The organism is Mycobacterium sp. Panama NTM2 (genome assembly GCF_054355555.1).
On the sequence record NZ_CM135953.1, the window covers coordinates 1,995,104 to 2,014,520 of the forward strand.

A 19,417-nucleotide genomic window follows, 5' to 3' on the forward strand; every position below is an offset into this window, starting at 1 on the left:
TCGATACGTACACCTGTTCTTAACGGAAGGCGACCATGGCCACCGCAGCCCGCCGCGCACGTCGTCACGACCCGGACAGAAAGGAGCGCATCGTGGAGTCGGCATTGGCAGTCCTGGCCCGCGACGGTGTCGCCGGTATCACCCACCGCGCCATCGCCGAGGCTGCCGACGTCCCGCTCGGCTCCATCACCTACCACTTCGCGACGCTCGACGACATCGTCAACCAGGCCTTCCAGACCCATGTCGAGAAGCTGGCGACCCGGTTCGAGGATCGGCTGGCCTCCTGCGGGGCCGACGACGATCTCCTCGAGTGCATCGTCTCGGCCGTCACCGACGACCTGGCCGCCAACCCGAACGAGCTCGCCGTCACCTACGAGCTCTACGGCGACGCGGTGCGACGATCCGGCAACAAGCGCATCACCCAGCAGTGGATGGAGCGCGCAGAGGACGCCCTGTCGCAGCACTTCGACCGCGCCACCGCACGACTGCTCGACGTGGTCATCGAAGGCGTGATGGTGCACATGTCCATTGCCGCGCAGCCGATGTCCAAGGACGCGGTGCGTGCATTCCTCACCACGGCCGCCAACGCCGGCGCCGCTGACAACGACAATCCCCTTTCCCCAGAGAAGAATCGGAGTACGACATGACTTTTCACAGCACGATGTTCATCAACGGCGACTGGACTCCGTCGTCGAGCGGCGCGGTCGATCGGGTGCCTGCACCCGCTACCGGTGAGGCGTTCGCCGAGATCGCCCACGGAACCGTCGACGACGTCGATCGCGCGGTGGCCGCCGCCCATGCCGCGTTCGGGGACTGGGCCCGCACGCCTGCCGGTGAACGCGCCCGAGCCTTCCTCAAGCTCGCCGACCGCGTCGAAGAAGACGCCCGCACGCTCGCCGAGATCGAATCGCGCAACGTCGGCAAGCCGATCGGCCTGGCGTTGGAGGAGATGGAGATGATCCCCGATCACCTGCGGTTCTTCGCCGGGGCCGCCCGCACCATGGAGGGCCGTGCGGCGGGGGAGTTCGTGGCGGGTAAGACCAGCATCATCCGGCGGGACCCGCTGGGTGTGGTCGGCTCGGTCGCGCCCTGGAACTACCCGCTGCTGATGGCGATCTGGAAGATCTCCCCGGCGCTGCTGACAGGAAACACCCTGGTGCTCAGGCCTTCTGAGCACACCCCGTTCTCCGTGCTCCGCCTGGCCGAGCTGGCCGCCGACTTGTTCCCGGCCGGCGTGTTCAACGTCGTCACCGGTGACGGCGAGGATGTCGGGGCCCGGCTCGTCGCCCACCCGCTGGTGCGGATGTCATCGCTGACCGGTTCCGTCGACACCGGCCGGGCGCTCATGCGCGCCTCGGCGAACACCAACCTCAAGCGGCTCCACCTCGAGCTCGGCGGCAAGGCGCCGGTGCTGGTGTATCCCGACGCCGACATCCCGCTCACGGTCGCCAAGATCATGGAGGGCGCGTTCTGCAACTCCGGACAGGACTGCATGGCGGCCTCGCGGATCTACGTGCACGACTCGGTGCACGACGAACTGGTCTCAGGACTCGAAAAGGCGGTCAAGGCCCTCGATCTCGGTGACATCGCCGATGAGAACACCGCCATGGGACCGGTCATCACCGCCGAACACCGCGACCGCGTCGAGGGATTCGTCGAGCGCGCGAAGCAGACCGGACACACCGAGCTGATCCAGGGCGAGAACCCCGGCACCGGCTTCTACACCGCCCCCACCGTGGTCGTGGGTGCACGCCAGGACGACGAGATCGTACGTACCGAGGTCTTCGGCCCGGTCACCTCGGTGACCCGGTTCGGCGACAGCGACGACGTCATCGCACTCGCCAACGACACCGAATACGGGCTGGCCGCATCGGTGTTCACCCAGGACATCGGTCGCGCGATGAGCGCTTCCAGCGAGCTGCAGTTCGGCACCGTCTGGGTCAACGATCACCTGCCGGTGACGCCGGAGATGCCGCACGGCGGGTTCAAGCAGTCCGGTAACGGCAAGGACATGTCGGTCTACGCGCTCGAGGAGTACACCGAGATCAAGCACGTGATGATCAATCGCGAGAGTGCCTGACATGGCGGTCAGTGCGATCAACATGTTCCGCTTGCGCCCCGGCGTGACACTGGCCGACTTCGAGCGGTTCTCCGCCGAACTCGACCGCCCCGTCTGTCTCGCCTTCGACGTGGTGCTCTCCTTCGACGTCTACCTCGTCGATGACGCCGAACCCGACGGCGCCGATGTCATCGAGGTCATGACGGTGACGTCGTGGCCCGGGTGGCAACAGCTTCTCGCCGACGCACCCGAACTCAAACCCGTGCTGGCGCGGTTCGACGAACTCGTCGAGACGAGCAGCGTCACCACCGTCCTCACTCGACCCGCACAACCGCAGGAGCATTAGATGTCCACCACAACCGACTACGACGCCGTGATCATCGGCGCGGGCCACAACGGACTGGTCACCGCGAACTACCTGGCCCGCGCCGGCAAGCGCGTCCTGGTACTGGAAGCCCGCGAGATCGTCGGCGGCGCCTGCGTCACCGAAGAACTGATCCCGGGCTCGAAATGGTCGTCGTGTGCGTTCATCGCTGGTCTGCTGCGCCCGGAGATCATCGCCGAGCTGGAACTGGCCAAGTACGGTCTGGACCTGTATCAAGGAGATGCGCTGTCGTACAGCCTGTTCCGTGACGGTACGTGCTTCACGATGTGGAAGGAGACCGACCGCACGCTGCGCGAGCTCGAGAAGATCAACAAGAAGGACGCCCAGGCGTTCCTCGACTTCGGGGTGCGGCTACAACGGTTCGCGGGACTGGTCACCCCGTATCTGCTCCAGTCCCCGCCAGAGCGCTCCGAGGTGCTCGCCGCGTTCGAAGCCGCGGGGGAGCAGACGCTGTTCGACGAGTTCACCCTGCTGTCGGTGCGCGACCTGCTGGACCGGTACTTCGAGGACGAACGCCTCAAGAGCATGCTGACGTTCTTCGGGATGGTGTCCATCTTCGGCGGTCCCTCGACACCCGGCACCGCCTACACCTACGGGCACCACTCCTGGGGCGAGTTCAACGGCAATTTCGGGCAGTTCGGCCTCGCCCGGGGTGGCATGGGCGCGATCAGCGAGGCTCTCGCGGCGGGGGCACGCGCGCACGGCGCGACGATACGGACCTCCGCCCCGGTCGACACGATCATCGTCGAACGCGGGGTGGCCACCGGGGTGCGGCTGGCCGACGGGTCGACCGTGACGGCTTCGCAGGTGTTCTCCAACGCCGACCCGAAACGCTCGCTGCTGAAGCTTCTCGAACCCGGCGTGCTTCCGTCGCGGTTGGTGCGAGACGTCGAGAACATCGACACCCGCGGGTCCATGGCCCGAATCCACCTGCTGATCGACGAACTGCCGCAGTACCTTCCGTTCCCCGACGCTTCCGAGGGCCCGCAACACCACGGGCATCAGCTGCTCGGTCCCAGCCGGGAAGCCTTCGAGGAGGCCTACGAGGCGCAGCGACGCGGCACGTTCCCGAGCACCTTCGTCATCGAGGCCGTCACCCAGTCGGTCACCGACGATTCACTGGCACCGGCGGGGCTGCACACCATGACACTCGGCATCCAGCAGCTGCCGTCCGAACTCACCGGCACCACGTGGGCCGCGGAGAAGGAGAAGTGGGCCGACCTGGTGCTCGAGGATCTGTTCACCTATGCGCCGAACCTTCGCGACCACATCCTCGATCGGGTCATCATCACCCCCGACGACCTCGACAACGAGTACCTGATCACCGACGGCAACATCTTCCACGGGTCGATGATGCTGGATCAGCTGTTCGGTGCGCGTCCGTTGCCTGAGCTCGCGAATTACCGGACGCCGGTGCGAAATTACTACCTATGCGGCTCGGGCACGCACCCGGGCGGCGGGGTGATGGGCGCCAACGGCCACAACGCGGCCAAGGTGGCGCTCGCCGACGCCGCTGGTGTCCCGATCGCCACGGGCCGGGCCCCGGTCGGCGGAGCCCGGGTGCCCTGGCAGCAACGGATGGTGGGCACGCTGATGTCCACGCGGCCGGGCCGCTGGGTGGGATACCGGGCCGCGCGTCAACCCGCGCTGCGCAAGATCACCGCGTACGCCGCACGCGTCCGATGACTCTGCGCAGCGCCAAATGGTTCGCCGGCCAGAACGTCCCGGGCTTCGTCCACCGGTCGGCGATGCGCGCATCGGGATTCTCCCGGATGGCGTTCGAAGGCAGGCCGATCGTCGGGATCTGCAATTCGTGGTCTGAAGTCGTCAACTGCAACATGCACTTTCGCGGTCTCGCCGATTCGGTCCGGCGCGGGGTGCTCGCGGCCGGCGGCTTCCCTCTCGAGTTCCCGACGATGTCACTCGGCGAGCAGCTGATGAAGCCGACCACGATGCTGTTCCGCAACCTGATGGCGATGGACGTCGAAGAATCGATCCGGGCCTATCCCTTCGACGCGGTGGTGTTGCTGGGCGGATGCGACAAAACCGTGCCCGCTCAGCTGATGGGTGCGGCGAGCGCTGACGTGCCGGCCATCGCGCTGACCGGCGGGCCCGCCGCGCCCGCAGTGTTCGAGGGCAGGCAGCTCGGCGTGGGAACCGACCTGTGGGAGTACATCGACGACGTCCGGGCGGGACGGATGTCGATGACCGACTACGAGCGGTTGGAGGCGGCCGCCGGTCCGTCGCGCGGCCACTGCCCGGAGATGGGCACGGCATCGACGATGGCCACCATCGTCGAAGGGCTCGGCATGACCCTGCCGGGCACCGCGGCGGTGCCGGCGATGGACTCGCGGCGGATGCAGGTGGCCGAGGAGGTGGGCGCGCGAGCTGTCGGGCTGGCCACCGAGGGCGTGCGCCCGTCGCATGTCCTCACCGCGGAAGCTTTCGACAACGCCATCACGGTGATGTTGGCGGTCGGCGGCTCGACCAACGCGATCGTGCACCTGCTGGCGATCGCCGGGCGGGCCGGGGTGGCGCTGACGCTGGACCGCTTCCACGAATTGTCGGCGCGCACACCCTTGCTGGTGAACGTGCGACCGGCGGGCGAGCACCTCGTGGAACAGGTCTTCCACGCGGGCGGCATCCCGGCGGTGATGAAGTCGCTGGAGTCGTTGTTGCACACCGACGTGTTGACCGTGACCGGCAAGACGGTCGCCGACAACCTGCCCGCCCAGCCGGCCGCCGACACCGCGGTGATCACCTCGCTGGACCGGCCGTTCCAGCCGCCCCAGGGCCTTGCCGTCGTGCGTGGCAACCTCGCCCCGAACGGTGCGGTGATCAAGTGCGCGGCCGCGAGCCCCGAGCTGCTGGTCCACCGCGGCCCTGCGGTGGTGTTCGAGACCATGCGGGACATGTTGGCGCGCTTCGACGATCCCGACCTCGAGGTGACCGCGGACTCGGTGCTGGTGCTGCGCAATGCAGGGCCGCGCGGCGGTCCGGGTATGCCCGAATGGGGTCAGCTGCCGATCCCGAGCAAATTGCTCCGCCAAGGTGTCACGGACATGGTGCGGATCTCCGACGCCCGGATGAGTGGAACCGCGTACGGCACCTGCGTGTTGCACGTCAGCCCGGAGTCGGCGGCCGGCGGTCCGCTGGGGCTGGTCCGCGACGGCGACATCATCACTCTCGACGCGCACGCTGGTCTGCTGAACGTCGAGCTGACCGACGCGGATCTCGCCGAACGTCGCGCCGGCCTGGACTCGACGCCGCCGGTTCGGCATCGGCGCGGTTACGCGGCGATGTACGTCGACCGGGTGCTGCAAGCCGACCGCGGCTGCGATTTCGACTTCCTGGTGGGCCGCTCCGTCGATCTAGACGCCGAGCCGGACGCCGTCTTCGACGGTTGGGTGGGCGGCTGGTGACGCGCACCGGCGGCTAGCGCTCCGCCTCGTCCGGCGTCCACGCCTGTGGTAGGCCGGGCTGACCCGGGAACAGGAAGTCGACGAATGCTGCTGCGGTGGGCTGGGGTTCGTGATTGGCCAGCCCCGGCCGCTCGTTGGCCTCGATGAACACGTAGTCCGAGCGGGTCACGTCGGGTACGAGCAGATCGATGCCGGTGACGGGGATACCGATCGCCTCGGCCGCCGCGACGGCGACCCGGCACAGTTCCGGGTGCACGGTCGCGGTCACGTCGTGGATGGTGCCGCCCTGGTGCAGGTTCGCGGTGCGCCGCACCCGCAGCCGCTCACCTTCGGCCAGTACGTCGTCGAAGGAGTATCCGGCCTCCCGGACCGTGGTCTCGGTGACGACGTCCATCGGAATCCGGGACTCGCCGCCGGTGGCGGCAGCGCGCCTACGGCTCTGCGTCTCGATCAGTTCGCGGATGGTGTGCTTACCGGTGCCCGTCACCTCGGCCGGCAGCCTCAGCGCCGCCGCGACCACCTTCTTGTCGATGACGACCAGCCGCAGATCGTCACCCTCGGCACGCTGCTCGATCAGCACCTCGGGATGCTGCTCGCGCGCCCGGGCCAACGCGGCGTCCAGTTCCTCGTCCCCGTCGACCCCCACGGTGATGCCCTTACCCTGCTCACCGCGCGTCGGCTTCACCACCACGTCGCCGACCTCGGCGAGGAATTCGTGGTCGGCGGCGTCGAACGTCGCGAGGCGGCCCTTCGGCACGGAGATCCCGGCGTCCGACACGATTCTTCTGGTCAGTCGCTTGTCGTCGCAGCGGCTCATCGCCACCGCAGAGGTGTACTCCGACAACGACTCCCGGGTGACGACGCTGCGCCCGCCGTGCGACAGTCGCATCTCACCGGCCTCGGCATCGAGCACCTCGACCCAGATGCCGCGGCGCATCGCCTCGTCGGCGATGATGCGGGCATACGGGTTCAGGTCGTCGACCGTCTCCGGCGGATGGGTGAACAACGGCTCGTTGATGGCGTTCTTGCGTTTGACCGCCATCACCGGGACCCGGCTGAAGCCGAGCTTCTCGTACAGCGCGATCGCGGCGTTGTTGTCGTGGGTGACCGACAAGTCCATGTAGGCCCGCCCGCGATCGCGGTACAGCGAGGCGAGCGCGCGGGTGAGTGCCGCGCCGACGCCGGGGAGCGTTGCCGCCGGGTCGACCGCCAAGGTCCACAGGCTGGACCCGTCCTCGGGGTCGGCGAACAAGACAGCGTGGTCGACGCCGGTGACGGTGCCCAGCACGCTGCCGTCTTCGTCGCTGACCGCGACCAGGTAGTCGACCGACTCCTGGTCTTGATGGTTGGCCCAGATGACGTCGGTGGGGGCGGGCACCATGCCGCATCGCACGTACACCCGGTTGATCTCGTCGGCGTCGTCGCGGCTCTCCAACGTCCGCACGCGGAAACCGGTGGGCGCAGGCCCGTCGTCCTCCGCGTCGGAGAAACGCAGACGGTAGGTGTGGCTGGGATCGATGAACAATTCCGCAGGTGCTTTCGACACCAGCACGTGAGGTTCCCGCGCATAGATGCAGATGTCTCGCCGGCCGTGCGCCTCCGCCCGAAGCACATCGGCCAGCCGGGCGGGATCGCTGAATGTCTGTCCGAAGATCAGCCGGCCCCAACCCAGTTCGAGCACCACGTCGTCGGCCATCGCGTCGACCATGTCGGGCGGGGACGCTTCGTGTAGCGCGAGCGTGATGGCCTCGGAATGCTCCCCGGCCGGATCCGCCTTGTCGACGCTGGTCATGCGGCCGGTCCGTTGATCCCGTGCTTCTGCAGCCATAGTTCGAGAAGGGAGATCTGCCACAGTTCGTTGCCGCGCAGCGGGGTCAGTCTGCCGTTGGGGTCGGCCAGGAGACGTTCGACCGCCTCGGGCCGGAACAGGCCACGCTCCTTGGCTGCGGGTGCGTAGAGCGCATCGCGCACCAGATCCAGGTAGGGACCCTCCAGGTGAGTCAGCGCCGGCACCGGGAAGTAACCCTTCGGGCGGTCGATGACCTCGGACGGAATGACTTGGCGGGCAGCCTGTTTCAGGACGCCCTTACCCTCGTGGGCGGTCTTGAGCTGTGGCGGACAGGTGGCGGCCAGCTCCACCAGGTCGTGGTCGAGGAAAGGCACGCGTCCTTCCAACCCCCAGGCCATCGTCATGTTGTCGACCCGCTTGACCGGGTCGTCGACCAGCATCACGGTGGTGTCCAGACGCAGCGCGCGGTCCACACCCGTCGCGGCGCCGGCGCGCGCGAAGTGCTCGGTGACGAACTGCTCGCTCGGGTCGCCGTCGGCGAGGTAGGCCGCGGACACCAGCTCTGCGTAGCCGGCGCGGTCCCGATCGAAGAACGCGCCGCGGTAGCTCGCCACCGAGCCCTCCAGTGAGGCGGCGGCAGGTTCCCCCATCGGCGGATACCAGTGGTAGCCGGCGAAGACCTCGTCGGCGCCCTGCCCGGACTGCACCACCTTCACGTGCTTGGCCACTTCCTGACTGAGCAGGTAGAACGCCACGCAGTCGTGGCTGACCATCGGTTCGCTCATCGCGCCGATCGCGCCGTCGAGTGCGGGCAGCATGCGGGCGGTGTCGATGCGGATCTGGTGGTGGTCGGTGCCGAAGCGCTGGGCGATGATGTCGCTGTATTTGAACTCGTCGCCGGCGACGCCGTTGACCGATTCGAAACCGATCGAGAACGTCGCGAGGCCCTGCTGACCGGCTTCGGCGAGCAGGCCCACGATGAGGCTCGAGTCCACGCCGCCGGAGAGCAGGCAGCCGACGGGCACGTCGGCGACCAGTCGACGCTTGACCGCGGCCCGCAGCGACTCGAGAACCGCGTCCTCCCAGTCCTTCTCGGACCAATCGGCGCGATCGTCGCGGCGGCTGAAGTCGGGTTCCCAGTACGTGGTGGTGGTGCGGGTGCCGTCCGGTTCGATCGCCATCAGCGTGGCCGGCGGGAGTTTGGTGACCCCGCGCAGGATGGTGCGGGGCGAGGGCACCACCGAGTGGAACGTCATGTAGTGGTGCAGCGCGATCGGGTCGATGCGGGTGTCGACGTCGCCGCCGGCCAGCAGCGCGGGCAGTGAGGAGGCGAACCGGATCCGGTGGGCCGTCTCCGACAGATAGAGAGGTTTGATCCCGAGCCGGTCGCGGCCCAGCAGCACCCGCCCGCTGTCGCGTTCGGCGATCGCGAACGCGAACATGCCCTTGAGGCGGTCGACGAACCGGTCTCCCCAGTGGTGATAGGCCTTGATCAGCACCTCGGTGTCGCTGTGGGAGTAGAACCGGTATCCGTGGCCGGCCAGTTCGTCGCGCAGGCTCTCGTAGTTGTAGATGCAGCCGTTCCAGGCGATCGACAGCCCGAGCTCGCTGTCGACCATCGGCTGCGCGCCCGCTTCGGTGAGGTCGATGATCTTCAGTCGGCGATGACCGAGCGCGACCCGGCCCTGCGCCCAGACGCCTGCGGCGTCGGGACCTCGCGGGACCATGACCTCGGCCATCGCGGTGACAGCGCGGACATCTGGGTTGGTTCCGTCGAGGCGTACCTCGCCGGTGGCTCCACACACGTGTTCGACCCTACTCCGTGTCGGCGTTCCTCGTTCAGGCGATGCGGCCACGCTCCGGCGCGCGGCGATGTGAGGGTTTACCCGCGCGTCAGCGGGTCAAACGCCGTTTCACCGATCAAGATCGAGATCCGCGTCACAGGGAGCGCGGGGTTCAGGAGACGCCTTCGAGCTGGCCACCCGTCTCGTCGATCTGCCGGACCGGCCCGGTGAACCAGTTCTTCACCGAGGCGTGCCAGTAGATGAAGAGCAGCAGGAGGACGCCGCCGACGAGGATCGGCGTGTAGTTGACGAACTTCCACTCGAAGCTGCCGCCCCACGGCACGCCGCCGATCGAGGTGGGGAACATCGCGATGATCGAGGTGACGATGATTTCGATCAGCGCCAACGGCGCCATCCAGCGGTGGTGACCGCGCAGGTTCCAGGACCCGACCTCGAACGCGTCGCCCATCTTCCAGCGGTAGTAGATGGGCACCGCGAAGCACAGGTACAGGCCGACGACGCCGATCGACACCACCGCGTAGAACGCGATGGGGGCGGGCGCGCCGTTGACGTCGACCGGGACCAGGGCGGGCAGTGTGATGACCGCAGCCAGCACCGCGGTGACGAGTACCGCGTTGGCGGGCACGCGCTTGGCGTTGATCTTGGCCCACAGCTGATGGCCGGGCACCGCGCGATCGCGGCTGAACGCGAAGAGCATGCGGGAGGCGCTGGTCTGGCAGGCGGTGGTGCAGAAGAGCTGTCCCGCACACGAGATGAGCAGGACGATGCCCATCCACTTGGAGTCGAGCGCCTGGGCGAAGATCACCTGCACCAGGCCGCCGCCCGCGGTCACCTCGTCGACGTCCTGCACCGCGAACAGGAAGCTCAGCAGCAGGATCCAGCCGCCGATGGCCGAGTAGAAGATCGACCGCCAGATGCCCTTGGCGGCGGCGTCGGCCGCGCTGTGCGTCTCCTCGGACAGGTGTGCCGACGCGTCGTATCCGGTGATCGTGTACTGCGTGAGGATCGCCGCGATGGGCAGTACGAACAGCAGCCAGCCGATGCCCTTGTCGCCGTCGAACATCCCGGTGTTGTTCACCGTCGTGGCGAAGACGTCGGAGAGGCTCGCGTGCCGTTCCGGCAGCAGCCACAGGATCGCGACCACCGCGATCGCGCCGGCCACGTGCCACCACACCGAGATGTTGTTGATGACGGCCAGTAGGTGCGAGGAGAAGATGTTGATCACCGCGACGGCGACGAGGATCACCAGGAACATCACGAACACGCGGGTCAGGCTGTAACCGGCCGCCCAGCTCTCGCTGAACGTCGAGATCGTCAGGTCCAGGAACGTCGCGCTCCCGTAGGCGACCGAGGCGAGGATCGCGATCAGGCCGATCAGATTGAGCCAGCCGGTGTAGAAGCCCGCTTTCGGGCCGCCGAGACGGGCCGCCCACCAGTAGATCCCGCCGGAGGTCGGGAACGCCGACACCAGCTCGGACATGCACAAGCCGATGAGCAGGATGAACACCGCGACCACCGGCCAACCCCACGCGATCGACGCGGGCCCACCATTGTTCCAGCCCAGCCCGAACGAGGTGAAGCAGCCGGCCAGGATCGAGATGATCGAGAAGGAGATCGCGAAGTTGGAGAAACCGGACCAGGAACGCTGCAGTTCCTGGACGTAGCCGAGCTTGGCGAGATGTCGTTCGTCGTCGCTCAGATATTCATGACCCTCAGGCACTCCAGGACCTCCTGTGTGTGGGAATCGGCGCGGCGGCGGCGCCGAGCATGACAATAGATCGCCATTGGTCTGGTGTCCTACCTTTGAAGGCAGTTTTGTGCGACTGTGTTCGGGCGCGAGAAGCGCGGTGGGACACGAGGGCGCGACGAACGTAAGGACACCGATGGGCACACGAGGCATGCTGTCGCGATCAGAGTTGGACGCGTTGGTCGAGGCGGGGGAGATCGACACCGTGATCGTCGCGTTCTGCGACATGCAGGGCCGGCTGACCGGGAAACGCATCTCGGCGCGGCTGTTCGCCGACGATGTGGCCGAGCACGGCGCCGAGTGCTGCAACTATCTGCTGGCCGTCGACGTCGACAACAACACCGTCGACGGGTATGCCATCTCGAGCTGGGAGACCGGCTACGGCGACATGGTGATGACCCCGGACTTCGACACCTTGCGCGTGATCCCGTGGCAGCCGGGCACGGCGCTGGTCATGGCCGACCTGTCCTGGACCGACGGCCGGCCGGTCACCCAGGCGCCGCGCAGCATCCTCAACCGGCAGATCGACCGCCTCGCCGAGCGCGGCCTGGTGCCCTACGCCGCCACAGAACTCGAGTTCATGGTGTTCGACGACACCTTCCGCGACGCCTGGGCCGCCGGCTACAAGGGCCTCACTCCTGCCACCGACTACAACATCGACTACGCGATGCTCGCGTCGACGCGGATGGAACCGCTGCTGCGCGACATCCGGCTCGGCATGGACGGCGCCGGCATGTACTGCGAGGGCGTCAAAGGGGAGTGCAACCTGGGCCAGCAGGAGATCGGCTTCCGCTACGACCACGCCCGGTCCACCTGCGACAACCACACGATCTACCGCAACGGCGCCAAGGAGATCGCCGACCAGCACGGCAAGAGCCTGACGTTCATGGCCAAGTTCGACGAGCGCGAGGGCAACAGCTGCCACATCCACATCTCGCTGCGCGGCGACGATGGTGGTGCCGTGTTCGCCGACTCCGACGCCGCGGACGGGATGACGCCGCTGTTCCGCAGCTTCATCGCCGGCCAGCTCGCCACGATGCGGGAGCTGAGCCTGTGCTACGCGCCGAACATCAACTCCTACAAGCGCTTCGCCGAAGGCAGCTTCGCGCCGACGGCGATCGCGTGGGGATTCGACAACCGCACCTGCGCGCTGCGCGTGGTCGGCCACGGCGCCGGCATGCGGATGGAGAACAGGGCGCCCGGCGGTGACGTCAACCAGTACCTGGCGGTGTCGGCTCTGATCGCCGGCGGCCTGTACGGCATCGAGAACGAGCTCGAGCTGCCGGATCCGTTGGAGGGCAACGCTTACACCAGCGGCGCCGAACGGCTACCCACGACGCTCGCCGAGGCCGTCGAGCTGTTCGACAACTCGACGATCGCCCGCGAGGCGTTCGGCGACGACGTCGTCGACCACTACCTGAACTATGCGCGCGTCGAGCTGAAGGCCTTCAACGCCGCGGTGACCGATTGGGAAAGGGTGCGCGGCTTTGAACGCCTCTGAGGTCAGGCCGGTCATCGGGCTGACCACGTATCTGCAGCAGGCTCAGACCGGCGTGTGGGATGTCCGGGCGAGCTTTCTGCCCGCCATCTACTTCGAGGGCGTCGGGCTCGCCGGCGGCATCTCGACGCTGCTCCCGCCACAACCGGTCGACGATGCGATCGCCGACCGCATTCTCGACGGCCTGGACGGATTGATCATCACCGGCGGGCGCGACGTCGACCCCGCGGTCTACGGCAGCACCCGGCACCCGGCCACCGACGAGCCGACCGAGGACAGCCGCACCCGCGACGCGTTCGAGCTGGCCCTGCTGCATGCGGCCCTGCGCCGCGGCGTGCCGGTGCTGGGGATCTGCCGCGGGGCCCAGGTGCTCAACGTCGCGCTCGGCGGCTCGCTGCACCAGCACCTGCCCGATGTGCTCGGCCACCCCCGGCACCAGCAGGGCAACGCGGTGTTCTCGACATCGACGATCACCACCGTCCCCGGCACCCAGGTCGCCGCGCTCGTCGGTCCCAGCACGGAAGCGCAGTGCTACCACCACCAGGCCATCGACCGGCTCGGTGACGGCCTGATCGTCAGCGCATCGGACGCCGACGGCGTGATCGAGGCGATCGAGGTGGACCCGCGCCGCCATCCCGACCGGTGGCTGGTCGCGGTGCAGTGGCACCCGGAAGAGCGGCTGGACGATCTGCGCCTGTTCGGGGGCCTGGTCGGCGCCGCCGCAGACCATGCAGCCAAGAAAGCCTAGAAAGTGAGCGTATGAGCCAGACCAGTGACGTGATCAACCCGGCCACCGAGGAGGTGCTGCGCACCGTCACCCACACCGACGAGGCCGGCGTCGACGAGGCGGTGGCCCGGGCCGGCGCGGCGCAGCGGACGTGGGCGAAGCTGCCCCCGGCGGAGCGGGCGGCCGCGCTACGGGCGTTTGCCGCTGTGGTCGACGCCCACGTCGAGGAGTTGGCGCAGCTCGAGGTCGCCAACTCCGGTCATCCCATCGGCAACGCCCGATGGGAGGCAGGGCACGTCCGCGATGTGCTGCAGTACTACTCGGCCAGCCCGGAACGGTTGTCCGGCAAGCAGATTCCCGTCGCCGGTGGACTCGACGTCACGTTCAACGAACCGCTGGGCGTGGTCGGGGTGATCACGCCGTGGAACTTCCCGATGACGATCGCGTCGTGGGGATTCGCCCCAGCCCTCGCGGCCGGGAACGCGGTGCTGGTCAAGCCCGCCGAGTGGACGCCGCTCACCACGATCCGGCTCGGTGAACTCGCGCTGGAGGCGGGGCTGCCCGCGGATCTGTTCCAGGTGCTGCCGGGACGCGGATCGGTGGTGGGGGAGCGCTTCGTCAGCCATCCCGACGTGCGCAAGATCGTGTTCACCGGATCCACCGAGGTCGGTACCCGGGTGATGGCCGGTGCGGCCCGCCAGGTCAAGCGCGTCACGCTGGAACTGGGCGGCAAGAGCGCGAACATCGTGTTCGACGACTGCGACCTCGAGCGCGCGGCGGCGACCGCGCCCTACGGCGTCTTCGACAACTCGGGTCAGGACTGCTGCGCCCGCAGCCGGATCCTGGTCCAGCGCAGTGTGTTCGATCGCTTCATGGAGCTGCTCGAGCCCGCCGTCAAGGGTGTCGTCGTGGGCGATCCCCGTGCCGAGGGCACCGAGATGGGTCCGCTGGTGTCGAAGAAGCACTGGGAGTCGGTGGCCGGTTACGTACCCGACGACGCACCGGTGGCGTTCCGCGGCGACGCCCCGTCGGGCCCCGGATACTGGTTCCCGCCAACGGTTCTCACACCAACACGCGACGACCGCACGGTCACAGAGGAGATCTTCGGCCCCGTCGTGACCGTCCTGCCCTTCGACGACGAGGCCGACGCCATCACCCTCGCCAACGACAGTCCCTACGGGCTGTCCGGGTCGATCTGGACCGAGAATCTGTCGCGGGCACTGCGCGTGTCCCGCGCGGTGGAATCGGGCAACCTGTCGGTCAACTCGCACTCGTCGGTGCGTTACAGCACGCCGTTCGGCGGCTTCAAGCAATCCGGGCTGGGCCGTGAGCTCGGGCCGGACGCCCCCCTGTCGTTCACCGAAACCAAGAACGTCTTTATCGCTGTTCAGGAGGAGCACTGATGGATCTGTCCCAGCGTCTGGCGGGCAAGGTCGCCGTCATCACCGGCGGTGCCAGCGGCATCGGCCTGGCGACGGCCAAACGCATGCAGGCCGAGGGTGCCATCATCGTCATCGGCGATCTCGACGAGGCCACCGGCCGCAGCGTGGCCAACGACATGAACGTGACATTCGTGCAGGTCGACGTGTCCGACCAGGTGGCGGTGGACAAGCTCTTCGACACGGCGTTCGAGGTGCACGGCGGAGTCGACATCGCGTTCAACAACGCGGGCATCAGCCCGCCCGAGGACGACCTGATCGAGAACACCGGTATCGATGCCTGGCAGCGGGTGCAGGACATCAACCTCAAGTCGGTGTTCTTCTGTTGCAAAGCCGCACTGCGACACATGGTTCCGGCGCAGAAGGGCTCGATCATCAACACGGCGTCATTCGTCGCGGTGATGGGCTCGGCGACATCGCAGATCTCCTACACCGCGTCCAAGGGCGGGGTGCTGGCGATGTCGCGCGAGCTCGGGGTGCAGTACGCCCGGCAGGGAATCCGGGTCAATGCGCTGTGCCCCGGACCGGTGAACACCCCGCTGCTGCAGGAGCTGTTCGCCAAGGATCCCGAGCGGGCGGCACGCCGTCTCGTGCACGTGCCCGTCGGCCGCTTCGCCGAGCCCGAGGAACTGGCCGCGGCGGTGGCGTTCCTCGCCAGTGACGACGCCTCGTTCATCACCGCGTCGTCGTTCCTCGTCGACGGCGGGATCAGCGGCCACTACGTCACCCCGCTGTGATGCCCTAGAGGGCACCCGATGACGGCCGATGCGGACGACTCCGACCCGGGCGCAGCGCTGCTGCGCCCGGTGCGGCCCCTCAACGCGTTCGAGAACACGGTGGAGCGCCTGCTGCAGACGATCCGGCTGGGCGTGCTGGCGCCGGGGCAGTCGCTGCCCCCGGAGCGCGAGCTCGCCGCCCGGCTCGGCGTCAGCCGCGACACCGTCCGGGAGGCGATCAAATCCCTGGCCGACGCGGGGTACCTGGTGTCGCGCCGCGGCCGCTACGGCGGCACATTTCTCGCTGACGAGTTGCCGGCGCCGCACACCGAGGACGTAGAACTGCGCCGCGCCGACATCGACGACGCGCTGCGGTTGCGCGAGATCCTCGAAGTCGGCGCGGCACGCATGGCCGCCGAGCGCAGACTGGGCGCGGCCGAGCGAGAGGCGTTGCGCGGCAGGCTGATCGACGTGCGCGGCGCCGATCCCGCCGACTACCGGCGGCTCGACTCACGGCTGCACCTCGCGATCGCCGAGGCGGCCGGCGTGCCGTCGCTGGTGCCGTTGGTGGCGCAGAACCGGATGCGGCTCAACGAACTCCTCGACTGCATTCCGCTACTGGCACGCAACATCGCTCACTCCGACGAGCAGCACGAGGCGATCGTCGCGGCGATCCTCGCCGGTGACGTCGACACTGCCGCGCAGACGATGGCGGCCCATGTCTGGGGGTCGGCGGCCCTGCTGCACGGCTTCTTGGACTGAGCCCAAGAGCGCCGAAACCACCTACGGCCAGCGGGGAGGTGAAACCATCGGCACGGAGGTAGGGCGAGATGGCCGATGAGACGAACAGAGGCACAGACCGCGACGCCGTGGCGGACGACCCGGCTCTCAAGGCCAGACACCGCGCGCTGTGGGCCTCCGGCGACTATCCCGCCGTCGCCGCGGACATCATCCCCACGCTGGGTGCCGAGCTCGTCGCGGCCTGCGGCGTGGCCGCCGGCGACCGGGTGCTCGACGTCGCCGCCGGCTCCGGCAACGCCGCGATCCCGGCGGCGGCGACAGGCGCCATCGTCACCGCCGGCGACCTGACACCGGAGCTGTTCGAGGAGGGCCGGCGTATCGCGGGCGAGCGCGGCGTGACAGTCGAGTGGGTGGAAGCCGACGCCGAGGCGCTACCGTTCGCCGACGACAGCTTCGACATCGTGATGTCCTGTGTCGGTGCGATGTTCGCGCCCCATCATCAGGCGACTGCCGACGAACTGATTCGTGTGGTGCGCCCCGGCGGCCGGATCGGCCTGATCAATTGGACACCCGAGGGCTTCATCGGGCACCTGTTCGCGACGTTGAAACCGTACGCGCCACCGCCCCCGCCCGGGGCCGGCCCGCCGCCCCTGTGGGGCAGTGAAGACCACGTCCGCGCCCTGTTCGGTGATCGTGTCACCGATCTGTCGATGCGGCGGCGCAGCGTGCGGATGGACCACTGCTCGTCACCGCTGGAGTTCCGGGAGTACTGGAAGCGCAACTACGGCCCGACCATCGCGGCATACCGGTTCACCAGCGAGCACCCCGAGCGCGTGGACGCCCTCGACCGCGACTTCCTGGAGTTCCTGACGGCGTGGAATCGCAGTGACGAGGCCGGCCGCACCGCCTACGACGCGGAGTACCTGCTCGTCACCGCGACGAAGCGCTGAGGGCGTGGATGTCGGCCACCGGGGGTGTCCAGGACGCTAGATTGCACGTGTGGAGGATGCCGAACTCGTCGAACGCGCATCGTCGGCGCTGGCCGAGGTCGACACGGCGGGGTGGGCGCAGCGCTTCGATCTGGTGTCCGATCCGCACCGCCTCGAGATCCTGCTGTGCCTGCACCGATCGCCGGGGATCGTCGTCAGCGATCTGGCCGCCGCCCTGAAGCGCTCGGAGAACGCGGTGTCGCAAGCGCTTCGCGTGCTTCGTCAGCAGGGGTGGGTGAGCAACGAGCGCGTCGGGAGATCGGTGCGGTATCGGCTCGACGACGAGACCGTGCACGATCTGCTGCACTGGATCGGGGCCAGGCACGGGTGACGCGCGTCCTGAGCATCGACCAGCCGCCGCTGGCGCCGGGGCCGGTGCTCGGCGGCAAGAACGACGGGCCGGTGCACGCGCGCATCGCGGCCTGGCTGCAGGGGCTGATCGCGTCGGGACGGTTGGTGCCCGGGGACAAGCTGCCGCCGGAGGTGGAGATCGCCACCGCGCTCGGATGTAGTCGGATGACGTTGCGTCAGGCGCTCGGTGCTGTTGAGAGCAAGGGCTTGATCGACCGCCGCCGCGGCCGCTTCGGTGGCAACTTCGTCACCTCGCCGCGCATCGAATTCGACCACGCGAGCCTGCCCGGCTTCACCGAGCAGATGCGCCGCATCGAGGTCGAACCCGGTGCTCTGGTGCTGGGTGTGCACACGGGTCCGCCGCAGCCGGACGTGAGTCGGGCACTGGGACTGCGCCGAACCGATGAGGTCCACCAGATCCTGCGGGCCCGCACGGCCAACGGTGAGCCGATCGTCTACGAGGAGGCCTATCTGCCCGCCGCAGTGTTCCCCGACCTGCCGGGCCACGATCTGGACGGCTCGCTGTACGCGCTGATGCGCCGGTACGGTCACGGGCCGTCGTCGGCCGACGAACGTATCGAGGCGACGTCGGCGACGCCGGAGCAGGCCACGATCCTGGGCGTGGAACCGGCCAGCCCGCTGCTGCTCATCGTGCGAACATCGTTCGCCGACAACGGTGTTGCGGTCGAGTACTCCCGCGATTTCCACCGCTCGGACCGCACCACGATCCGGGTCAGGTCGCGCGCCGATACCACCTGACCTGCTTAGGTCTAGACCTTTGCATCGTCACGTCGTAGAGTGAAGCGATGTCGTCACCGCTGTCCGACGATCACCTGGACTGGCTGCTCGAGCAGCTTCCGGTGCTGGCCGGCCGGGCGCGGACGATCGAAGACCTCTCCGGGGGCCTGACCAATCGCAACGTCAAGATCACCACGGCCGACGGTATCTACGTGGCGCGCTGTGTCGACACCACCGGCAATCTGCTCGACATCGACCGCGACTGCGAGCACGCCAACAGTGTGGCCGCCCACCGCGCCGGGGTAGGCGCACCGGTGCTCGACTACCGGGCCGACCTCGGTGTCCTCCTCCTCGGGTACATCGACGGAAAAACCCTGTGCAACAACGATTTCCAACGCCCCGGCGTCATCGCCAAGGCGGCGCGCGCGGTTCGCGCGCTGCATGAGGGGCCTCGCTTCGTCAACCGGTTCGACATGTTCGAACGGCAGCCGGCCTACCTCGCGATCATCGGAAGGCACGGGTTCGCGATCCCCGCCGGCTACCACGACCACGCCGAGGCGTTCGCTGCTGCGCGGCGGGTCCTCGCCGCCGGCTCGGCCGGGGCGGACACGCTGGTGCCGTGCAACAACGACCTGCTGGCCGGCAACTTCATCGAGTGCGGCGACCGGATCCATCTGATCGACTACGAGTACTCGGGCAACAACGACCCGTGCTTCGAATTGGGCAACATCTGGAGCGAATGCGGGCTGTCTCTCGATCAGCTCGATGAGCTCGTCACCGAGTACTACGGCAGTCCGCGACCGGCGAAGACGGCGCGAGCCCACCTGCAGGGAATCGTCGCCAAGTACGGTTGGACGCTGTGGGGGTGCATTCAAAGTGGCTCCAGTGCAATCGAATTCGACTTCTGGGAGTGGGCGATGGAGCGCTATGAGGCGGCCGTCGCCGAGTTCTGCAGTCCCGGCTATCACGAGCTGCTCGACCAGGTAGCAGCCGACGACCCACGAGGATGAC

The 19,417-nt window shown here is 68.0% G+C and carries 17 protein-coding genes; 14 read left to right on the plus strand and 3 right to left on the minus strand.

What is annotated here, in order from left to right; translation table 11 throughout:
* The first annotated feature begins 35 nt into the window (after positions 1-35).
* The 5 genes from ACXYX3_RS09460 to ACXYX3_RS09480 are packed head-to-tail and all read left to right on the plus strand — an operon-like array spanning position 36 to position 5,866.
* Entirely contained in the window at positions 36-647 is a 612-nt protein-coding gene (locus ACXYX3_RS09460; RefSeq protein ID WP_255730103.1) for a TetR/AcrR family transcriptional regulator, read from the plus strand.
* Positions 644-2,080, plus strand: a complete 1,437-nt coding sequence (locus ACXYX3_RS09465) for an aminobutyraldehyde dehydrogenase (RefSeq protein WP_458611520.1) — start codon at positions 644-646, stop codon at positions 2,078-2,080. Before ACXYX3_RS09460 ends, ACXYX3_RS09465 begins: the two co-directional genes overlap by 4 nt.
* 1 nt (position 2,081) lies before the next feature.
* Complete coding sequence (locus ACXYX3_RS09470) at positions 2,082-2,405, plus strand: hypothetical protein (RefSeq protein WP_458611521.1); 324 nt, start codon at positions 2,082-2,084, stop codon at positions 2,403-2,405.
* Positions 2,406-4,130, plus strand: coding sequence for a phytoene desaturase family protein (locus ACXYX3_RS09475; protein WP_458611522.1), 1,725 nt, complete (start codon positions 2,406-2,408; stop codon positions 4,128-4,130).
* Positions 4,127-5,866 (plus strand): dihydroxy-acid dehydratase, encoded by a 1,740-nt coding sequence (locus ACXYX3_RS09480; RefSeq protein ID WP_458611523.1) that lies wholly within the window; start codon positions 4,127-4,129, stop codon positions 5,864-5,866. The genes ACXYX3_RS09475 and ACXYX3_RS09480 overlap by 4 nt, the downstream gene beginning before the upstream one ends.
* 13 nt (positions 5,867-5,879) lie before the next feature.
* On the opposite strand, the gene ngg is transcribed toward ACXYX3_RS09480, so the two are convergent.
* The 3 genes from ngg to ACXYX3_RS09495 form a co-directional block, all read right to left on the minus strand.
* Positions 5,880-7,658: an N-acetylglutaminylglutamine synthetase gene (gene ngg, locus ACXYX3_RS09485; protein WP_458611524.1), complete on the minus strand. Its 1,779-nt coding sequence runs from the start codon at positions 7,656-7,658 to the stop codon at positions 5,880-5,882.
* Positions 7,655-9,460: an N-acetylglutaminylglutamine amidotransferase gene (locus ACXYX3_RS09490; protein ID WP_241204164.1), complete on the minus strand. Its 1,806-nt coding sequence runs from the start codon at positions 9,458-9,460 to the stop codon at positions 7,655-7,657. Before ACXYX3_RS09490 ends, ngg begins: the two co-directional genes overlap by 4 nt.
* Before the next feature lie 151 nt (positions 9,461-9,611).
* Positions 9,612-11,180, minus strand: coding sequence for an amino acid permease (locus ACXYX3_RS09495; RefSeq protein WP_241204165.1), 1,569 nt, complete (start codon positions 11,178-11,180; stop codon positions 9,612-9,614).
* A gap of 163 nt (positions 11,181-11,343) precedes the next feature.
* On the opposite strand from ACXYX3_RS09495, the gene ACXYX3_RS09500 reads away from it, so the two are divergent.
* From ACXYX3_RS09500 to ACXYX3_RS09540, 9 genes are all read left to right on the plus strand, one after another.
* Positions 11,344-12,708: a glutamine synthetase family protein gene (locus ACXYX3_RS09500; RefSeq protein ID WP_241204166.1), complete on the plus strand. Its 1,365-nt coding sequence runs from the start codon at positions 11,344-11,346 to the stop codon at positions 12,706-12,708.
* Complete coding sequence (locus ACXYX3_RS09505; protein WP_458611525.1) at positions 12,695-13,453, plus strand: gamma-glutamyl-gamma-aminobutyrate hydrolase family protein; 759 nt, start codon at positions 12,695-12,697, stop codon at positions 13,451-13,453. The genes ACXYX3_RS09500 and ACXYX3_RS09505 overlap by 14 nt, the downstream gene beginning before the upstream one ends.
* An 11-nt stretch (positions 13,454-13,464) precedes the next feature.
* Positions 13,465-14,835, plus strand: coding sequence for an aldehyde dehydrogenase family protein (locus ACXYX3_RS09510; protein WP_241204168.1), 1,371 nt, complete (start codon positions 13,465-13,467; stop codon positions 14,833-14,835).
* Positions 14,832-15,608, plus strand: coding sequence for a 3-oxoacyl-ACP reductase (locus ACXYX3_RS09515; protein ID WP_241204221.1), 777 nt, complete (start codon positions 14,832-14,834; stop codon positions 15,606-15,608). Before ACXYX3_RS09510 ends, ACXYX3_RS09515 begins: the two co-directional genes overlap by 4 nt.
* An 18-nt stretch (positions 15,609-15,626) precedes the next feature.
* On the plus strand, positions 15,627-16,349 hold the full coding sequence (locus ACXYX3_RS09520) for a FadR/GntR family transcriptional regulator (protein ID WP_241204169.1): 723 nt from the start codon (positions 15,627-15,629) through the stop codon (positions 16,347-16,349).
* 68 nt (positions 16,350-16,417) lie between these two features.
* Positions 16,418-17,278 carry a class I SAM-dependent methyltransferase gene (locus ACXYX3_RS09525; protein WP_458611526.1) on the plus strand — a complete coding sequence of 287 codons (861 nt, stop codon included), beginning with the start codon at positions 16,418-16,420 and terminating at the stop codon, positions 17,276-17,278.
* 49 nt (positions 17,279-17,327) lie between these two features.
* On the plus strand, positions 17,328-17,648 hold the full coding sequence (locus ACXYX3_RS09530; protein WP_241204171.1) for an ArsR/SmtB family transcription factor: 321 nt from the start codon (positions 17,328-17,330) through the stop codon (positions 17,646-17,648).
* On the plus strand, positions 17,645-18,427 hold the full coding sequence (locus tag ACXYX3_RS09535; RefSeq protein WP_458611527.1) for a GntR family transcriptional regulator: 783 nt from the start codon (positions 17,645-17,647) through the stop codon (positions 18,425-18,427). Before ACXYX3_RS09530 ends, ACXYX3_RS09535 begins: the two co-directional genes overlap by 4 nt.
* A gap of 47 nt (positions 18,428-18,474) precedes the next feature.
* The gene (locus tag ACXYX3_RS09540; RefSeq protein ID WP_241204173.1) at positions 18,475-19,416 is read left to right on the plus strand and encodes a phosphotransferase; all 942 of its coding nucleotides are present in this window, start codon (positions 18,475-18,477) and stop codon (positions 19,414-19,416) included.
* Position 19,417 lies beyond the last annotated feature (1 nt).

Coding starts and splice junctions, on each gene's coding strand:
- ACXYX3_RS09460 (WP_255730103.1), top strand. CDS start 36: ATGGCCACCGCAGCCCGCCGCGCACGTCGTCACGACCCGGACAGAAAG.
- ACXYX3_RS09510 (WP_241204168.1), top strand. CDS start 13,465: ATGAGCCAGACCAGTGACGTGATCAACCCGGCCACCGAGGAGGTGCTG.
- ACXYX3_RS09540 (WP_241204173.1), top strand. CDS start 18,475: ATGTCGTCACCGCTGTCCGACGATCACCTGGACTGGCTGCTCGAGCAG.
- ACXYX3_RS09525 (WP_458611526.1), top strand. CDS start 16,418: ATGGCCGATGAGACGAACAGAGGCACAGACCGCGACGCCGTGGCGGAC.
- ngg (WP_458611524.1), bottom strand. CDS start 7,658: ATGACCAGCGTCGACAAGGCGGATCCGGCCGGGGAGCATTCCGAGGCC.
- ACXYX3_RS09500 (WP_241204166.1), top strand. CDS start 11,344: ATGGGCACACGAGGCATGCTGTCGCGATCAGAGTTGGACGCGTTGGTC.
- ACXYX3_RS09470 (WP_458611521.1), top strand. CDS start 2,082: ATGGCGGTCAGTGCGATCAACATGTTCCGCTTGCGCCCCGGCGTGACA.
- ACXYX3_RS09520 (WP_241204169.1), top strand. CDS start 15,627: ATGACGGCCGATGCGGACGACTCCGACCCGGGCGCAGCGCTGCTGCGC.
- ACXYX3_RS09465 (WP_458611520.1), top strand. CDS start 644: ATGACTTTTCACAGCACGATGTTCATCAACGGCGACTGGACTCCGTCG.
- ACXYX3_RS09475 (WP_458611522.1), top strand. CDS start 2,406: ATGTCCACCACAACCGACTACGACGCCGTGATCATCGGCGCGGGCCAC.
- ACXYX3_RS09480 (WP_458611523.1), top strand. CDS start 4,127: ATGACTCTGCGCAGCGCCAAATGGTTCGCCGGCCAGAACGTCCCGGGC.